At 71.6% G+C, this 16,618-nt stretch carries 12 protein-coding genes; 4 read left to right on the top strand and 8 right to left on the bottom strand.

Going from position 1 to position 16,618, the window contains the following annotated elements:
• Nucleotides 1-113 precede the first annotated feature (113 nt).
• On the top strand, nt 114-1,913 hold the full coding sequence (locus LGI35_RS13780; protein WP_227294145.1) for a 5'-nucleotidase C-terminal domain-containing protein: 1,800 nt from the start codon (nt 114-116) through the stop codon (nt 1,911-1,913).
• On the opposite strand, the gene LGI35_RS13785 is transcribed toward LGI35_RS13780, so the two are convergent.
• The 5 genes from LGI35_RS13785 to LGI35_RS13805 all read right to left on the bottom strand — a co-directional run bounded on the left by LGI35_RS13785 (nt 1,910) and on the right by LGI35_RS13805 (nt 8,940).
• The gene (locus LGI35_RS13785) at nt 1,910-3,346 is read right to left on the bottom strand and encodes a lysine N(6)-hydroxylase/L-ornithine N(5)-oxygenase family protein (protein WP_227294146.1); all 1,437 of its coding nucleotides are present in this window, start codon (nt 3,344-3,346) and stop codon (nt 1,910-1,912) included. The two genes, LGI35_RS13780 and LGI35_RS13785, sit on opposite strands and share 4 nt — an antisense overlap.
• Complete coding sequence (locus tag LGI35_RS13790) at nt 3,343-4,788, bottom strand: pyridoxal phosphate-dependent decarboxylase family protein (protein ID WP_227294147.1); 1,446 nt, start codon at nt 4,786-4,788, stop codon at nt 3,343-3,345. Before LGI35_RS13790 ends, LGI35_RS13785 begins: the two co-directional genes overlap by 4 nt.
• A 295-nt stretch (nt 4,789-5,083) precedes the next feature.
• Nucleotides 5,084-7,594 (bottom strand): aminopeptidase N, encoded by a 2,511-nt coding sequence (gene pepN, locus LGI35_RS13795; RefSeq protein WP_227294148.1) that lies wholly within the window; start codon nt 7,592-7,594, stop codon nt 5,084-5,086.
• Nucleotides 7,595-7,672: 78 nt separating this feature from the next.
• Nucleotides 7,673-8,017 carry a chorismate mutase gene (locus LGI35_RS13800; RefSeq protein WP_227294149.1) on the bottom strand — a complete coding sequence of 115 codons (345 nt, stop codon included), beginning with the start codon at nt 8,015-8,017 and terminating at the stop codon, nt 7,673-7,675.
• A gap of 11 nt (nt 8,018-8,028) precedes the next feature.
• The gene (locus LGI35_RS13805) at nt 8,029-8,940 is read right to left on the bottom strand and encodes a helix-turn-helix domain-containing protein (protein ID WP_227294150.1); all 912 of its coding nucleotides are present in this window, start codon (nt 8,938-8,940) and stop codon (nt 8,029-8,031) included.
• A 186-nt stretch (nt 8,941-9,126) separates the two neighbouring features.
• On the opposite strand from LGI35_RS13805, the gene LGI35_RS13810 reads away from it, so the two are divergent.
• The 3 genes from LGI35_RS13810 (at nt 9,127) to LGI35_RS13820 (ending at nt 13,578) form a co-directional block, all read left to right on the top strand.
• Complete coding sequence (locus LGI35_RS13810; protein WP_227300297.1) at nt 9,127-10,872, top strand: glycoside hydrolase family 35 protein; 1,746 nt, start codon at nt 9,127-9,129, stop codon at nt 10,870-10,872.
• 285 nt (nt 10,873-11,157) lie between these two features.
• Nucleotides 11,158-12,051: a hypothetical protein gene (locus LGI35_RS13815; RefSeq protein ID WP_227294151.1), complete on the top strand. Its 894-nt coding sequence runs from the start codon at nt 11,158-11,160 to the stop codon at nt 12,049-12,051.
• A 48-nt stretch (nt 12,052-12,099) separates the two neighbouring features.
• Nucleotides 12,100-13,578: an ankyrin repeat domain-containing protein gene (locus LGI35_RS13820; protein WP_227294152.1), complete on the top strand. Its 1,479-nt coding sequence runs from the start codon at nt 12,100-12,102 to the stop codon at nt 13,576-13,578.
• Here LGI35_RS13820 and LGI35_RS13825 read toward each other — a convergent pair.
• From LGI35_RS13825 to LGI35_RS13835, 3 genes are read right to left on the bottom strand one after another with little or no spacing between them, the layout of a single operon-like run.
• The gene (locus LGI35_RS13825; RefSeq protein WP_227294153.1) at nt 13,538-15,205 is read right to left on the bottom strand and encodes an FAD-dependent oxidoreductase; all 1,668 of its coding nucleotides are present in this window, start codon (nt 15,203-15,205) and stop codon (nt 13,538-13,540) included. The two genes, LGI35_RS13820 and LGI35_RS13825, sit on opposite strands and share 41 nt — an antisense overlap.
• Nucleotides 15,202-15,690: a flavin reductase family protein gene (locus tag LGI35_RS13830; RefSeq protein WP_227294154.1), complete on the bottom strand. Its 489-nt coding sequence runs from the start codon at nt 15,688-15,690 to the stop codon at nt 15,202-15,204. The genes LGI35_RS13825 and LGI35_RS13830 overlap by 4 nt, the downstream gene beginning before the upstream one ends.
• Nucleotides 15,678-16,574, bottom strand: a complete 897-nt coding sequence (locus LGI35_RS13835; RefSeq protein WP_227294155.1) for a VOC family protein — start codon at nt 16,572-16,574, stop codon at nt 15,678-15,680. The genes LGI35_RS13830 and LGI35_RS13835 overlap by 13 nt, the downstream gene beginning before the upstream one ends.
• Nucleotides 16,575-16,618 lie beyond the last annotated feature (44 nt).

Raw genomic sequence — 16,618 nt, forward strand, 5'->3', positions numbered from 1 at the left:
CGCATCGGACAGTCATCGGATTGAAACCTCGTGGGTCTGTTGCGTGTTGAGTTGAGGGGCCAGAATCTACGCGCGTTGCAACTGTCGATGAGTGGTGCCGGAGGGGATCTGAGATGCCGTTGAATCGCCGGAAGTTTCTGGGCAAGTCCGCTGCTACGGGTGCGGCCGTGGCGTTGACCGGGGCGGTGTCGGCGCCGGCCGCGCAGGCGCACGGGGGCCGGCCGAAGAGTCGCAAGCGGTACTCGTTCACCGTCATGGGGACGACGGACCTGCATGGTCATGTCTTCAACTGGGACTACTTCAAGGACGCGGAGTACTCGGATCCGGCGGGTAACGCGATGGGTCTGTCGCGGATCTCGACGCTGGTGGAGGAGATCCGTGCGGAGCGGGGGCGGCGGAACACGCTGCTCATCGACGCGGGGGACACGATCCAGGGGACGCCGCTGACGTACTACTTCGCGAAGGTGGATCCGATCACCGCGAAGGGTGGTCCGGTGCATCCGATGGCTCAGGCGATGAATTCGATCGGCTATGACGCGGTGGCGCTGGGGAACCACGAGTTCAACTACGGGATCGAGACGCTGCGCAAGTTCGAGTCGCAGTGCGACTTCCCGCTGCTGGGCGCGAACGCGGTGGATGCGAAGACGGAGAGGCCGGCGTTCCCGCCGTATTTCATGAAGCGGCTGCGCACGCCGCACGGCAAGGACGTGAAGGTGGCGGTGCTCGGGCTGACGAATCCGGGGATCGCGATCTGGGACAAGGCCTATGTGCAGGGCAAGTTGAAGTTCCCCGGCCTCGAGGAGCAGGCCGCGAAGTGGGTGCCGAAGCTGCGGTCGATGGGTGCGGACGTGGTGATCGTGTCGGCGCATTCGGGGGCTTCGGGTACGTCGTCGTACGGGGATCAGGTTCCGTATGTGGAGAACGCGGCGGCGAATGTGGCGCGGCTCGTGCCGGGGATCGACGCGATTCTCGTGGGGCATGCGCATGTGGAGATCCCGCAGCAGTTGGTGACGAACGAGAAGACGGGCAAGGCGGTCGTGCTGTCGGAGCCGCTGTGTTTCGCGGAGCGGCTGACGCTGTTCGACTTCGATCTGGTGTGGGAGAAGGGGCGTTGGTCGGTCGAGTCCGTCAAGGCGTCGCTGCGTGACTCCAGGACGGTGGCGGACGATCCGAAGATCACGAAGCTGCTGCGGGACGAGCATGCCGCGGTGGTGAAGTACGTGAATCAGGTCGTGGGCCGGGCGACGGTGGAGCTGACGACGGTCGACGCGCGGTACAAGGACGCGCCGATCATCGACCTGATCAACGCGGTGCAGGCGGATGTGGTGAAGAAGGCGCTGGCGTCGACGGAGTACGCGTCGCTGCCGGTGCTTTCGCAGGCTTCGCCGTTCTCGCGTACGTCGTCGATTCCGGCGGGCGAGGTGACGATCCGGGATCTGTCGGGTCTGTACGTGTACGACAACACGCTGGTCGCGAAGTTGATGACGGGTGCGCAGGTGCGGGCGTACCTGGAGTTCTCGGCGGAGTACTTCGTGCAGACGGCGGCGGGCGCGGTCGTGGACGTGGACAAGCTGACGAACGCGAACAACCGTCCGGACTACAACTACGACTATGTGTCGGGGCTTTCGTACGACATCGACGTCGCGCAGGCGGCGGGTTCGCGGATCAAGAACCTGACGTATCAGGGTGCGGCGCTGGACGACACGCAGAAGTTCGTGTTCGCGGTGAACAACTACCGGGCGAACGGTGGCGGGGCGTTCCCGCATGTGGCGTCGGCGCAGGAGCTGTGGTCGGAGTCGACGGAGATCCGTACGCGGATCGCCGAGTGGGTGACCGCGAAGGGCACCCTGGACCCGGCGGAGTTCGCTTCGGTGGACTGGCGTCTGACGCGGGACGGAACGCCCGTGTTCTAGTTCTTGAGCTCGATCAGATGGGTGTTGCCGCGTTCTCCGGACTGGGTCCGGGGGGCGCGGTTTTCGTTGGGGGTGAGGCCGAAGGTGGTGAAGGCGGTGCGCTGTGGGAGGGGGTAGGGGTCCTTGCCCGTGAGGGTGTTGAGGATGGTGGCGCTGCGCCAGGCGGCGAGGCCGAGGTCGGGGGCGCCGACTCCGTGGGTGTGGCGTTCGGCGTTCTGTACGTAGACGTTGCTGCCGGTCCCGGTGACTGTGGGGTCGAGGACGAGGCGGAACTGTTCGTCGATGCGGGGGCGTTCGGCGTTGTCGCGGCGGAGGTGGGGGTCCAGGCCGGTGAGGATCTGGTCGAGGGGGCGTTCGCGGTAGCCGGTGGCGAGGACGACGGCGTCGGTGGTGAGGCGGGAGCGGGTGTTCTGCCGGCGGTGTTCGAGGTGGAGTTCGACCTTGGTGGTGGCGACGCGGCCGGCGGTGCGGACGGAGACGCCGGGGGTGAGGGTGGCGTCGGGCCAGCCGCCGTGGAGGGTGCGCTGGTAGAGCTCGTCGTGGATGGCGGCGATGGTTTCGGCGTCGATGCCTTTGTGGAGCTGCCATTGGGCGGGGACGAGTCCGTCGCGTACGTCTTCGGGGAGGTGGTGGAAGTAGCGGGTGTAGTCGGGGGTGAAGTGTTCGAGGCCGAGCTTGGAGTACTCCATGGGGGCGAAGGCTTCGCTGCGGGCGAGCCAGTGGAGTTTTTCGCGGCCGTGGGGGCGGCTCTTGAGGAGGTCGAGGAAGATCTCGGCGCCGGACTGGCCTGAGCCGATGACGGTGATGTGGTCGGCGGCGAGGAGTTCGGTGCGGTGGGTGAGGTAGTCGGCGGAGTGGATGACGGGGACGGTGGGGGCTTCGGCGAGGGGGCGCAGCGGTTCGGGGATGTAGGGGGCGGTGCCGACGCCGAGTACGACGTTCCTGGTGTAGGTGCGGCCGAGTGCTTCGGCTTCGCCTTCGGTGTCGAGTTGGGTGAAGTCGACTTCGAAGAGGCGGCGTTCGGGGTTCCAGCGGACGGCGTCGACCTGGTGGCCGAAGTGGAGTCCGGGGAGGTTTTCGCTGACCCAGCGGCAGTAGGCGTCGTATTCGGCGCGCTGGATGTGGAAGCGCTCGGCGAAGTAGAAGGGGAAGAGGCGGTCGCGGGTCTTGAGGTAGTTGAGGAAGGACCAGGGGCTCGCGGGGTCGGCGAGGGTGACGAGGTCGGCGAGGAAGGGGACTTGGAGGGTGGCGCCGTCGATGAGGACGCCGGGGTGCCAGTGGAAGCCGGGGCGTTGTTCGTAGAAGGCGGTGTCGAGTTCGGTGAGGGGGTGGGCGAGGGCGGCGAGGGAGAGGTTGAAGGGGCCGATGCCGATACCGACGAGGTCGCGGGGTGCTTCGGGGTGCGGGGCCCTGGGGGTGGACGCGGTGGTCATCGGGCTGTGTTTCCTTCCACCAGTTTCAGCAGCTGGGCCAGGTCGCCCGGCTGGGTGTGCGGGTTGAGCAGGGTGGCTTTGAGCCAGAGCCGGCCGTCCATGCGGGCGCGGCCGAGTACGGCGCGGCCCTGGGTGAGGAGGGTGCGGCGGATGTGGGCGATGTGTTCGTCGGGTGCGCCGTGGGGGCGGAAGAGGACGGTGCTCAGGGTGGGGGTGTCGTAGAGGTCGAAGCCGGGGTGGGCGTGCAGGGTGGCGGCGAACTCCTGTGCCCGGTCGCAGACTTGGTCGACGAGGGAGCCGAGTCCGGTGCGGCCGAGGGCTTTGAGGGTGACGGCGATCTTGAGGATGTCGGGGCGTCGGGTGGTGCGCAGGGAGCGGCCGAGGAGGTCGGGAAGGCCGGCTTCGGTGTCGTCGTCGGCGTTGAGGTAGTCGGCGTGGTGGGTGAGGGGGGTGAGGTCCGCGGGGTCGCGTACGGCGAGGAGGCCGGCGGCGACGGGTTGCCAGCCGAGTTTGTGGAGGTCGAGGGTGACGGTGGCGGCGCGGTCGAGGCCGGTGAGCTGGGTGCGGCGGGCGGGGCTGAAGAGGAGCCCGGCGCCGTAGGCGGCGTCGATGTGGAGGCGGGCGCCGTGGTGTTCGCAGACGTCGGCGATCTCCGGGAGGGGGTCGATGAGGCCCGCGTCGGTGGTGCCTGCGGTGGCGGCGACGAGTTTGGGGCCGGGCAGGTCGGTGAGGGCTTCGTCGAGCGCCGCGGGGTCGAGGGTGCCGGTGGGGGCGGGCACGGCGACGGGGTCGGGGAGGCCGAGGAGCCAGGCGGCGCGCGGCAGGGAGTGGTGGGCGTTGGCGCCGGTGATGAGCTGGAGGGGGCCCTCCGAGGCGTGGCTCTCGCGGGCGAGGAGGAGGGCGAGCTGGTTGGCTTCGGTGCCGCCGGTGGTGACCAGGGCCTGCGGGTGATCGGGCCTGCCTGACTGACCGGGCCTGCCTGACTGACCGGCGTTGCCAGGCTGACCGGGGTGGCCTGCGGCGCCGTAGACCTCGTGGGCGAGTGCGTCGGTGACGAGGGTTTCGAGGGCGGACGCGGCGGGGGCCTGGTCCCAGGAGTCCATGGAGGGGTTGAGGGCGGACGCGGCGAGGTCGGCGGCGGTCGCGAGGGCGAGGGGTGGGCAGTGCAGGTGGGCCGCGCACAGGGGGTCGGCGGGGTCGGCTGCGCCTTCGGCGAGGGCCTGTACGAGGGCGCGCAGCGCGGTGTCGGCGCCGGTGCCGTGGTGGGGCAGGGGGTCGCCGGCGAGTTCGCGCAGGCGGGTGGTGACGGTGCCGGGGCCGCCGGCGGGGAGGGGGCCGCCCCGGGCGATGGCTCCGTCGTGGAGTGCGTCGAGGACGATGTCGAGCAACGGCCGCAGGGCTTGGGGGCCTTGGGGGCCTCCGGCGAGGGGCGGGTTGCTCATGGCGGTGTCCTTCGGGTGCGCGGGTGGGGCCTCCAGCCTGTCTGCGGTGGCGGTGACGTGCCCGGTGATCACAACGATCGGAACCCGAAAGTGGTACTGCCGTACGGGGATTGGGCGGGGGCGGGGTGGTTGGTGGTACGGGGTCCGGTGCGGCCGGACCCCGTACCTGACCGGCCCTTGGGCCCGGCCCCGTACCTGACCGGTCCCTGGAGGCCGGCCCCGTACCTGTCCGGCCCTTGGAGCCCGGCCCCGTACCTGTCCGGCCCTTGGACCCCGGCCCCGTACCTGTCCGGCCCTACTTGGCGGCGGTGGCTGTCCTGATCTTCAAGGCGCGGGCGAGGTCGTCGAGTTGGTCGGCGAGTCGGCGGCGCAGGGCGGGGATGGGGTTGTCGTCCTCGATGCAGCTCTCGCCGAGGGCGAGGGTGTGGGCGTCGATGGCGTGGGCGGGGAAGGCGTGGCGTCCCGCGGCGTCGGCGATGGCGGGGCCTCGGCGGTGGGCGACGGCCACGGCGTCGGGGAAGTAGCGGGCGACGTAGGGGCGCAGGAGGTCGCTCTGTTCCGGCTGCCAGAAGCCCTGGGCGGTGGCGGTGAAGAGGTAGTTGGAGAGCTCGTCGGTGGTGAACATGGCGTCCCAGGCGGCGCGCTTGGCCTCGGGGTCGGGCAGGGCGGCGCGGCAGTGGGCGGCACCCTGCCGGCCGGTGGCGCTGGGGTCCTGGGTGAGTTCGGCCTCGATGACGGCGTCGTCGACGGCGCCGAGTACGCAGAGGCGGCCGAGGATGCGCCAGCGCAGTTCGGGGTCGAGTTCGGGGCCGCCGGGGACGCTGCCGCTGTCGTACCAGTCGCGGATGGTGTCGGCGTGTGCGGCGCTGTCGATGAGGGTGCGCACGGCGGTGAGGCGCAGGCCCGGGTTGCTGCCGTCCTCGGTGCGGCGGATGAGGTCGGTGCACAGGTCGGTGAGGAGGGCGAGTGCGTCGGGGCGTTCGGTGGGGGTGGTGTAGTGGTCGGCGATCTGCGTGCGGGCGAAGGCGAGGACGCCCTGGACGTTGGCGAGTTCGCTTTCGCCGGGGAGGTGGGCGCGGGCGGCCTCGAGGTAGGTGAGGGGTTCGAGTTCGCCGTCGCGGACCATGTCGCGCAGGCAGTTCCACAGGACGGCGCGGGTGAGGGGGTCGGGGACGCGGGAGAGGCCGCGCAGGGCGGCTTCCTCGGAGTGGGGGTCGAGGCGGATCTTGGCGTAGGTGAGGTCCTGGTCGTTGGGGACGACGAGGGCGGGGCGGGGGCCGGGGAGGCGGTGTTCGCCGTCGGCGGGGATGTCCGGGATGTCGATGGCGCTCAGTTCGCGGCGGACGAGGGTGGCGCCGTCGATGAGGTCGCGGTCGTAGATGCCGACGGTGACGCGGTGGGGGCGACTGCCGTCGCGGGTGAGGGTGAGTGCCGTCTGTCCGGGGTGTTCGGTGACGGTGGCGGTGAGGGTGTCGACGCCGGTGGTGCGCAGCCAGGTGTCGGCCCAGGCGTGGACGTCGCGGTCGGTGTGGTGGGCGAGGGAGGCGATGAAGTCGGCGAGGGTGGCGTTGGCGAACTTGTGGCGCTTGAAGTGGGTGTTGATGCCGGCGAGGAAGTCCTTCTCGCCGAGCCAGGCGACGAGTTGGCGCAGTGCTGAGGCGCCCTTGGCGTAGGAGATGCCGTCGAAGTTGAGCAGGGCGGACGCGGTGTCGGGGACGGCGTCGGCGTCGGGGGCGACGGGGTGGGTGGAGGGGCGCTGGTCGGCGTCGTATCCCCAGGCCTTGCGGGCCACTCCGAAGTCGACCCAGGTGCCGGTGAAGCGGGTTGCTTCGGTGAGGGTCTGGTAGCCCATGTACTCGGCGAAGGACTCGTTGAGCCAGATGTCGTCCCACCATTGGAGGGTGACGAGGTCGCCGAACCACATGTGGGCCATTTCGTGGGCGATGACCATGGCGCGGGTCTGGCGTTCGGTGTCGGTGACGGCGGAGCGGTGGATGAACTCGTCGCGGAAGGTGACGAGTCCGGGGTTCTCCATGGCGCCGGCGTTGAACTCTGGGACGAACGCCTGGTCGTAGGAGTCGAAGGGGTAGGGCTCCTCGAACTTCTCGTGGTAGCGGTCGTAGCAGGCGCGGGTGATGTCGAGGATTTCCTCGGCGTCGGCGTCGAGGTAGGGGGCGAGGGAGCGGCGGCAGTGGATGCCGAAGGGCAGTCCGCGGTGTTCGGTGCGTACGGAGTGGAAGGGGCCCGCGGCGACGGCGACGAGGTAGGTGGACAGGAGGGGGGTGGTGGCCGCCCGCCATGTTCCGTCGCCGAGGTGTTCGGTGACGCCGTTGGCGAGGACGGTCCAGCCGTCGGGGGCGGTGACGGTGAGGTCGAAGACGGCCTTGAGGTCGGGCTGGTCGAAGGCGGCGAAGACGCGCTGGACGTCTTCCATGAACAGCTGCGTGTAGGTGTACGTCTCGCCGTCGGTGGGGTCGGTGAAGCGGTGCATGCCTTCGCCGGTGTGCGAGTAGGCCATGGCGGCTTCGACGCGCAGTTCGTGGGGGCCGGGGGTGAGGCCGGTGAGGGGGAGCCGGTTGTCGTCGAGTGCGGCGGGGTCCAGGGCGTGTCCGTCGAGGGTGACGGATCGCAGGGCGGCGGGCCTGACCTCGACGAAGGTGTCTCCGGCCGTGCGGGTGGTGAAGCCGATGACGGTGGTGGAGTCGAAGGTGTCGGCTCCGCGGGTGAGATCGAGGTCGATCCTGTACCGCTGGACGTCGATGAGCCGGGCTCGGGTCTGCGCTTCGTCGCGCGTCAGTACGGACATGGGGACATGCTGCCTGATGGGCGCGGGGCGGGACAGGGGCCGCCCGCCGCGCCGGGTGGTGGGGCCGTGGGCCTCGTGTCAGGTGGTGGCTGTCCTCGTGACGCCGGCCTCGTCGGCGATCTGCTCGTGGTGGCGGATCACTTCGGAAATGATGAAGTTGAGGAGCTTCTCGGCGAAGGCGGGGTCGAGTTTCGCGCTCTCGGCGAGCTGGCGCAGGCGGGTGATCTGGCTGGCCTCGCGGGCGGGGTCGGCCGGGGGCAGGGCGTGTTCGGCCTTGAGGTGGCCGACCTGCTGGGTGCATTTGAAGCGTTCGGCGAGCATGTGGACGACGGCTGCGTCGATGTTGTCGATGCTGTCGCGCAGGCGGGCGAGTTCGGCGCGGACGGCGGGGTCCACGGCGTCGCGGGCGTTGCTGTTGGTCATGGGAGGAAACCCTACGTGGCGCGTGGGCGCTCGATCGTGGCGCCCGGGGAGCGCAGCATCGGGGGGTCGTCGGGGTCGGGGACGGTGTTCGACCAGCCGCCGGGGACGGTGCGGCCCTGTTGTTCGCGGAAGCGGACGGGTGCGGTGCCGACGCGGCGGGTGAACAGGCGGGAGAAGTAGGCGGGGTCGTCGTAGCCGACGCGGCGGGCGACGGCGGCGACGGGGAGTTCGGTGGCGGCGAGGAGTTCCTTGGCGCGGCCGAGGCGGATACCGAGGAGGTAGTCCTTGGGGCTGCATCCCGCGCCGCGGCGGACGGCGGTGCGCAGTTCGGCGGGGGTCATGCCGTGGCGGGCGGCGTGTTCGGCGACGGTCAGGGGCTGGAAGGCGTCGCGGGCGAGGGACTGGAGGACGGGGTCGCCGTCGGGGGCCATGTCGGCGCGGGCGCGGCGCAGGGCGACGAGGAGTTCGTGGACGGCGGCGGCGGTCTCGACCTCGAGGAGGGGGTTGCCGCGGCGGGCGGCGCGGGCGATGCGGCCGACGGCGGTGCGGGCGTGGGCGGCGTCGGAGAGGGGGACGACGGGGCGCTCGGGTTCTATGTAGCCGAGTTCGGTGTAGGTGGTGGCGGCGGGGCCGGTGAAGTCGACGAAGCATTCGTCCCAGCCGGTGTCGGGGTCGGGCCCGTAGTGGTGGGGGACGCCGGGGGTGACCCAGATGAGGGCGGGTGCGGTGAGGGTGGTGCGGCGGCCGTCGGGGGCCTGGTACCAGCCGCGTCCGGCGGTGATGACGACGGCGACGTGGTGGTCGAGGGTGCGAGGGCCGACGGTGGGCAGGGCGCCGTACTGGAGGCCGACGCCGAGGCAGACGAGGCCGAGGCGGTGGTGGGCCGGACTGGGAGTGAAATACCGCATCCAGGTGTGGTACATCCGCTTGTGTTCCTTCCTGGGCGGGTGTGGTGCCGGTGGTGCGCGCGTTGCGTCCAAACAGGGCTGATCTTTGTCCATGGACCCTGCTGCCCGCCAGAGGTGATCGTGGCGGGCAGTAAGAGCCTGTCTTCGCATTGCGCCCGTCCGCAGCGCGGGGAAGGGCTCTCGGTGAACGAGAGGGACATGATGGCCGGGTTCAGAGTGGGCGAGGACGACTTCGAGGTCGACGGGCGGCCGGTGCGGCTCCTGTCGGGGGCGCTGCACTACTTCCGGGTGCACGAGGAGCAGTGGGGGCACCGTCTCGCGATGCTGCGGGCGATGGGCCTGAACTGTGTGGAGACGTACGTGCCGTGGAATCTGCACGAGCCGCGCCCCGGCGAGCTGCGTGACGTGGGGGCTCTGGGCCGGTTCCTGGACGCGGTGCGCGAGGCGGGACTGTGGGCGATCGTGCGTCCGGGGCCCTACATCTGTGCCGAGTGGGAGAACGGCGGGCTGCCGCACTGGCTGACGGGTCCGCTGGGCTCGCGGGTGCGGACCAGGGACGGGGAGTTCCTGGCGGCGGTGGACCGCTGGTTCGCGGCACTGCTCCCCCAGGTCGTGGAGCGGCAGTACGACCGGGGCGGCCCGGTGATCATGGTGCAGGTGGAGAACGAGTACGGCTCGTACGGCTCGGACCAGGTGTATCTGGCCCGTCTCGCGGACGGTCTGCGCGGGCTCGGGGTGACGGCGGCGCTGTTCACGTCGGACGGTCCGGACGACCACATGCTGACGGGCGGTTCGGTGCCCGGTGTCCTCGCGACGGCGAACTTCGGGTCGAACGCGCGGGGCGGTTTCGAGACGCTGCGCCGGCACCGGCCCAAGGGGCCGCTGATGTGCATGGAGTTCTGGTGCGGCTGGTTCGACCACTGGGGCGCGGACCATGTCGTGCGGGACGCCGAGGGCGCGGCGGCGGCTTTGCGGGAGATCCTGGAGTGCGGGGCGTCGGTCAATCTGTACATGGCGCACGGCGGGACGAGTTTCGGGGGCTGGGCGGGGGCGAACCGTGCGGGGCAGTTGCACGAGGGGCTCCTCCAGCCCGATGTGACGTCGTACGACTACGACGCGCCGGTCGACGAGCACGGGCGGCCGACGGAGAAGTTCTGGCGTTTCCGCGAGGTGTTCGCCGAGTACGCGGACGGGCCGCTGCCGGACGTTCCCGAGCAGCCGGCGGCGCTGGCCGGCGCGGTGACGGCGGAGCTGACGTCGTACGTGCCGCTGGACGCGGTCCTGGACGGGCTCGGTTCGGCGGAGGCCGAGTACGCGGTGCCGCCGAGCTTCGAGGAGCTCGATGTGGACCGGGGTCTGGTCCGCTACAGCGTGGACGTGCCGGGGCCGCGCAGGGCGTATCCGCTGCGGGCGGCGGGGCTGCGGGACCGTGCCGTGGTGTACGTGGACGGGGTGCGGGCGGGGGTGCTCACGGAGGACGAGCCGGTCCTCGCGGAGCCTGTCGCGGGGCCCGCCCGTGTCGAGCTGTGGGTGGAGTCGCTGGGCCGGGTCAACTACGGGCCGCGTACGGGTGAGTCGAAGGGCGTCACGGGCGGAGTGCTGCACGAGCGGCAGTATCTGCACGGGGTGCGGGCGCGGGCGCTGCGCCTGGACGCGTTCGACGACGCGGACGCGGTGCGGGGCCTTGCGCCGGTGGACGGTTCCGCGGGGGCCGCGGGTCTGTACCGCGGCACGTTCGAGGTGAGCGGCGCGGGGGACGCGGAGCTCGAACTGCCGGGCTGGACCCGGGGGTTCGTGTGGGTGAACGGCTTCAACCTGGGCCGTTACTGGTCGGTGGGGCCGCAGCACTCGCTGTACGTTCCGGGTCCCGTGCTGCGCGAGGGCCGTAACGAGGTGTGGGTGCTGGAGACGGAGGCGGCGGGCGAGCCGCGTGTGACGTTGTCGTAGGCGCCGCCGGGCAGACGTACGGGGCCGGTTCCGGATCACGGAACCGGCCCCTCTTTACGCGCGACGGGGTGCGGGCCGCTCTCCGTGGGAGCCGGCGGGCACGGTCCTCGCTGCGCTCATGGTGGGGCGCGGTGATCACGATGCTGCGGGCGGGGCCTGTGGGCCCATGGACAAAAGGGGGAGAGGTCTTGGACTAATCGCGCCCGGTGGGCCTGTCGGATCCCGCCGTACAGTGGAGTTCCGGTGTCCGGGCGGTGGTGCCCGGCGGCCCCAGGGGGTGCGGGCGTGGCGAACGGCGGACCGGTGGAGCACGGCTTTCCGCATCTGGAGACGGTGCGGGCGGCGGTGACCGCGCTGTACAAGAGGCTCTCGTACGACACCGTGCACACCTTCGAGACGAGTGTCGCCCCGGTCGACGTGGCGTTCTGCGATCAGGACGACCTGTATCTGGGGGCGCAGCGGGTGGCGCGTGAGCTGGTGCGGCACTACCGGCTGCCGGATGCGCGGATGATCGTCAGTTTCCGCGAGATGACGCATGCGGCGAGTGTCGAGCTGGCGGCGGGTCCGGAGTACTTCATCGAGCTGAACGACCGGTTCCGTACGCACCGGCGGGACATCGGGGCCGCGCTCGCCCACGAGGTCATGCACGTCTATCTGCACCGGCTGGGTCTCGCGTTCCCGGGGACTCGGGACAACGAGATCCTCACGGACACGGCCACCACCTATCTGGGGGCGGGCTGGCTGCTGCTCGACGCGTACCGGGAGGACGCGGCGTCGTCGCAGAAGCTCGGCTATCTCACGCCGGAGGAGTTCGGCTACGTGCTGGCCAAGCGGTCGCTCGCGTTCGGCGAGGCGCCGGAGACGTGGTTCACCAGTGCGCAGGCGTACACCGCGTACACGAAGGGGCTGGCGCGGGCGCGGGCCGACGAGCAGCGGCCGCCGCTGACGGCGGCCGGGTGGGCGGGGCGGCGGCGGTACGCGAAGGACCGGCGCGAGGCGCGGGAGAGCGGGGCGGGCGGGGTGGCGCCGGGTGGTGCGTACGCGTTCTCGACGGAGGGGTCCGCGCTGCGGGTGACGTTTCCGTGTCCGACGTGCCATCAGCGGATCAGGGTGCCGGTGCGGGGCCGGGTGCGGGCGCGGTGCGCGCTGTGCCACACCGTGATGGATTGCAACACATAGCCCCAAAACGCTTTGCGTTCAGCCCGAGTGAGGGGCGATGGTCGACCTATGGACGAAGAGCAGAAGACAGGCGCGAGTGGCCTGTTCGACGCGGTGTACGGCGGTGACGAGGACGCGGTGGTGCGGGCGCTGCGCGCGGGCGCCGCGGCGGACGAGCCGGACGACGAGGGCCGTACGGCGCTCTATCTGGCGTCGGTGAGCGACGAGCCGGGCATCGTACGGCTGCTGTTGTCGGCCGGGGCGGACCCGGACCGGCTGAGCAGTGGCACGGATCTGCCGCTGTGCGGGGCGGCGTGCGGCGGGCACACGGAGGTCGTGCGGGCGCTGCTCGCGGCGGGCGCGCGGGTCGATCTGCGCGAGGAGTTCGGGTTCACGGCGATGGCGTGGGCGCTGCAGCGCGGGCACGAGCGGGTGGTGCGGGCGCTGCTCGACGGCGGTGCGGATCCGCAGCTGCCGGGTCCCGGCGGCGGTCTTCCGCTGGTCGCTGCGGCCCGGCGCGGGTCCACGGGGTGTGTGCGTGCGCTCGTCGAACACGGCGCGCGGGGGCGGACCGAGGCGCTTGCGGAGGCGCTGGCCTGGTGCGGTGTGGATGTGGCGGCGGTGCTGCGTACGGGACTTGAGCGGCCCGGGAGCGAGGCGGTGACGCAGCGGTTCGTGGAGGACGGCGGGGTGACCGTGGTCGTGGAGCTGCTCGACGAGGAGGGGCGGCCGCGGTCGGGCAACGACATGCAGACGGGGCACGCGGCGATCGCCACGCTCCTGGAGGCGGACCTGGGTGTCGTCACACCGGCCGCCGAGCTGGCGGAGCGTGCGCTGCGTCGCGGTGACCCGGACGACGACGACTGGACGGAGGCGGTGGCCGTGCTCCGGGCGCGTGGCGACGAGGAGACGTTCCTCGCGGCGGCCGCGTGGTGTGCGAGCGATGAGGCACCGCGGCGGGCCTTCGGGGCGGATGTGCTCGGGCAGTTGGGGCCGCGGGGCCGGTGCAGGGCCAGGTCGCTTCCGGTGCTGTGTGCCCTGGCCCGCACGGCCCGCGACACCGCCGGTCTGCGCTCGGCCGTCGTCGCGCTCGGTCATCTCGGGGATCCGGCGGCGCTGCCCGAGATCCTGCTGCACGTGCGGCATCCGGAGCCGCGGGTGCGCCGCGCGGTGGCGCTCGCCCTGACGGGTCTGGTGCCGGCCGGTCACGGCGAGGGCGTCGCGGCGCTGGTCGCGCTGACCCGCGACGCGGACGGAGATGTGCGCAACTGGGCCGCGGCGGCGCTCGCCGCGGCCCCCGCGGACACGGCGGAGGTGCGCGACGCGCTGGCCGCGCTCCTCGAGGACCCGGTCCCGGACGCCGCGGCGGAGGCGGCCCGCGGTCTGGCGCTGCGCCACGATCCGCGGGCCGTCGAGGCGCTCGCGCGGATCCTCGCCTGCCAGGCGCCCGGCGGGTACGCGCACGACACGGCGCGGGACGCGATCCGCCATGTCCCCGACGCGCGGGTCAGGACCCGTCTGGAGTGGACGCTCCCGCGATGTCGTTGACGGCGGCCCAGCTGAACGCCATGGCGGGCCCGATCGTGGCGCCGGGCCCCGGGTACGTCTCCCCCATGACGGCCGCCGAGCAGTTCCCGGAGGCGTAGAGCCCGGCGACGGGTGTGCCGTCCTCGCGCAGGACGCGGGCGTCCGCATCCGTGACGAGGCCGCCCTTGGTGCCGATGTCGCCGGGGTGGACGGGGACGGCGTAGAAGGGGCCCTTGTCGAGGGGGGCGAGGTTGGGGTTCTGGAGGGTCGGGTCGCCGTAGTAGCGGTCGTAGACGCTGTCGCCGCGTGCGAAGTCCTCGTCCTTCCCGGTGGCGGCGAAGCCGTTGAACCTCCTTATCGCAGATGGCAGTTGGGGCGTCTCGATGATCCGGGCCAGCTCCTCCACGGTGGCGGCCTCCTTCAGGAAGCCGCTCTCGCGCCACCGCTTCGGGAAGGCCTGGCCGGGGAAGAGGCCCGCGAAGATGTAGCGGGCCTTGGAGCGGGCGTCGAGGATCAGCCAGGACGGGACGGTCGTCGCGTCGGGGCGGTCGGCGGCGTACATGCGGTCCACGAACTCGTGGTACGGCGCGGCCTCGTTGGCGTACCGCTCCCCCGCCGCGTTCACGATCACCATGCCGGGGATGCCCCGGTCGGCGACGAGGAAGAACGGCTTCTCGCCCGGCGGGCACAGGGAGGGGGCGCCCCACACCTTGTCGAGGAGGTCGGTGGCGGCGCCGAGTTCCTCGCCCAGGCGCAGGGCGTCGCCGACCTGCCCCTCGGAGGAGTGGGTCCATGCGGTGTTCGTGGGCTGCGGCAGGTGCTTCTCGCGCAGGGCCTGGTCGTGGGAGAAACCGCCGGAGGCAAGGACGACGCCGCCGCGGGCCCGCACGACGTGTTCGGTCCCGTCGCGCAGGACGCGGACGCCGGTGACGCGGTCGCCCTCCACGACGAGGCCGGTCAGCGGTGTGGACAGCCACAGGTCGCCGCCGAGCCGCTCCAGGGAGAGCCGCATCCTGGCGATGAGCGCCTCGCCGAGCGAGAGCAGCTTGCGTCCGCGCAGCGCCGCGCCCACGGCCCGCGCCCCCACCCGCAGCGACCTGCGCTTGCCGGCCCAGGTGCGGGCGACCATGTTGAGGAAGCGGAAGTCGTACGACGTCATGGTCAGCCCGTACGTGGGCAGCCCCGCCCGGCGCAGGTCCCGGGCGAGCGGGCCGAGTTCCTTGAGGTCGACGACGCACGGCTCGGCCGAACGGCCCTGCGCCATGCCGCCGAGCGCCTCCGGGAAGTAGTCGGAGTAGCCGGGTGTGTACATGAAGCGGACGGCGGTGCGATCGTGGAACTCGCGCACCATGCGCGGCCCGTGCCGCAGATAGGCGTCCTTGCGGTCGCCCGGCACGCGGTCGCCGACGGTCGCGTCGAGGTAGGCGCGGGCCTTCTCGTACGTGTCACCGAGGCCGGCCGCGTCGAGGTGGAAGTTGCCCGGTACCCAGATCGCGCCGCCGGACAGGGCGGTGGAGCCGCCGTAGTGGTCGGTCTTCTCGACGATCAGGGCGGTCAGGCCGCGCAGGCGCGCGGTGATCGCGGCGGCGAACCCGGCGGCGCCGGAGCCGACGACCACCACGTCGTAACCGATCTCGGCGTCACTCATGCGAACTCCCCGGTGGCGTAGGCGCTGCGGAAGTAGAGGAGGGGTTTGCCGCCGTCGCGTGCGGTCAGGCCGAGGACGCGGGCGGTGACGATCCAGTGGTCACCGGCCTCGTGGACGGCGTACAGCTCGCAGTCGACGGTGGCGAGGGCGCCGGCCACGCGGACCGCGCCGCCTCCGGCCGGCTCCCACCGCACGTCGCGGAACTTGTCGGGCCCGCTGCGGCCGACGGCGGCGCACACGGCGCGCTGGTCGTCGGCCAGGATCGAGACGCCGAACCGGCCCGCGCGCCGCACTTTGGGCCAGCTCGTCGACGACTTGGCGACGCACAGCAGTACGAGCGGCGGTTCGAGGGAGAGCGAGGCGAAGGACTGGCAGGCGAGGCCGACCGGTTCGCCGGTGTCCTCGTCGAGGGCGGCGACGACCGTGACGCCGGAGGCGAAGTGGCCCAGGACGTCGCGGAACGCGTCCGGGGTCAGCCGTTCCACCGGTGGCCCCAGAAGCTGTCGGAGGTGATCTCCTTCGTCACCCAGGTCGCTTTGTCGACGATGAGACCGTCCCAGCCGTACTCGACCTGGAAGCCGCCGGGGGCCTGCGCGTAGAACGACACCATGTGGTCGTTGGAGTGCCGGCCGAGGGTGGAGGCGATCGGGATGCCCGCCGCGTTCATGCGGTCCAGGCAGAAGCCGACGTCGTCGAGGCGCTCCAGCTCGACCATGAAGTGCACGATGCCGGGCGGGAGTTCGCCCGGGTACAGGCCGAGGCTGTGGTGGCGGGAGTTGGGGCTGAGGAAGTTCATCCAGTAGAAGTCCTGGCCCGGCTTCCCCGTGGGCACGGCGACGGGCGGCAGCTTCATGCGGTCGCGGAGCTGGAAGCCGAGGAGGTTCTCGTAGAAGTCGAGGGTGGCTTCCATGTCGGGGGCCGGCATGACGACGTGGCCGAGGCCGAGGTGGTCGCCGGTGACGAAGCGGTTGCCGTAGGGCGCGGCGAGCGGCGTGTGGTCCTGGGCCTGGCCCCAGTAGATCTCCAGGGGGTTGCCGGCCGGGTCCTGACAGTGGACGAGGCCCTGTACGCGGCGGTCGGCGAGCGTGGCGTCGTCGGCGTGCTTGACGGCGACTCCGGCCGCTTCGAGTTCGGCGGCGGCCTCGGCGAGCGCTCGCGCGTTCGCGACCTCGAAGCCGGCGGACAGAAGGCGGTCGTGTTCGCCCGCCACGAAGGACAGGCGGCGGATGCGGTCGTCGATCCGGGCGTGCAGGACGGTGTCCGTCGAGTCGGCGCCCTCCGTCATCCCGAGGATGTCGATGACGTAGGTGCGCCACTCGGCGAGCTTCGCGGTCTCGATGCGGAGGAAGCCCAGAGAGCGGATGTCCATGGCTGCGGGCCTTTCGGTGGCTGGTGACCAGTGGCTGGCGACCA

Source organism: Streptomyces longhuiensis (assembly GCF_020616555.1).
In the GTDB taxonomy this organism is placed as follows: Bacteria; Actinomycetota; Actinomycetes; order Streptomycetales; family Streptomycetaceae; genus Streptomyces; species Streptomyces longhuiensis.

What these genes read in the sequence shown, in the direction of transcription:
- LGI35_RS13785 (WP_227294146.1), bottom strand. Translation starts at nt 3,346, where the DNA reads ATGACCACCGCGTCCACCCCCAGGGCCCCGCACCCCGAAGCACCCCGC.
- LGI35_RS13780 (WP_227294145.1), top strand. Translation starts at nt 114, where the DNA reads ATGCCGTTGAATCGCCGGAAGTTTCTGGGCAAGTCCGCTGCTACGGGT.
- LGI35_RS13825 (WP_227294153.1), bottom strand. Translation starts at nt 15,205, where the DNA reads ATGAGTGACGCCGAGATCGGTTACGACGTGGTGGTCGTCGGCTCCGGC.
- LGI35_RS13790 (WP_227294147.1), bottom strand. Translation starts at nt 4,788, where the DNA reads ATGAGCAACCCGCCCCTCGCCGGAGGCCCCCAAGGCCCCCAAGCCCTG.
- LGI35_RS13805 (WP_227294150.1), bottom strand. Translation starts at nt 8,940, where the DNA reads ATGTACCACACCTGGATGCGGTATTTCACTCCCAGTCCGGCCCACCAC.
- LGI35_RS13820 (WP_227294152.1), top strand. Translation starts at nt 12,100, where the DNA reads ATGGACGAAGAGCAGAAGACAGGCGCGAGTGGCCTGTTCGACGCGGTG.
- LGI35_RS13800 (WP_227294149.1), bottom strand. Translation starts at nt 8,017, where the DNA reads ATGACCAACAGCAACGCCCGCGACGCCGTGGACCCCGCCGTCCGCGCC.
- LGI35_RS13835 (WP_227294155.1), bottom strand. Translation starts at nt 16,574, where the DNA reads ATGGACATCCGCTCTCTGGGCTTCCTCCGCATCGAGACCGCGAAGCTC.
- LGI35_RS13810 (WP_227300297.1), top strand. Translation starts at nt 9,127, where the DNA reads ATGGCCGGGTTCAGAGTGGGCGAGGACGACTTCGAGGTCGACGGGCGG.
- pepN (WP_227294148.1), bottom strand. Translation starts at nt 7,594, where the DNA reads ATGTCCGTACTGACGCGCGACGAAGCGCAGACCCGAGCCCGGCTCATC.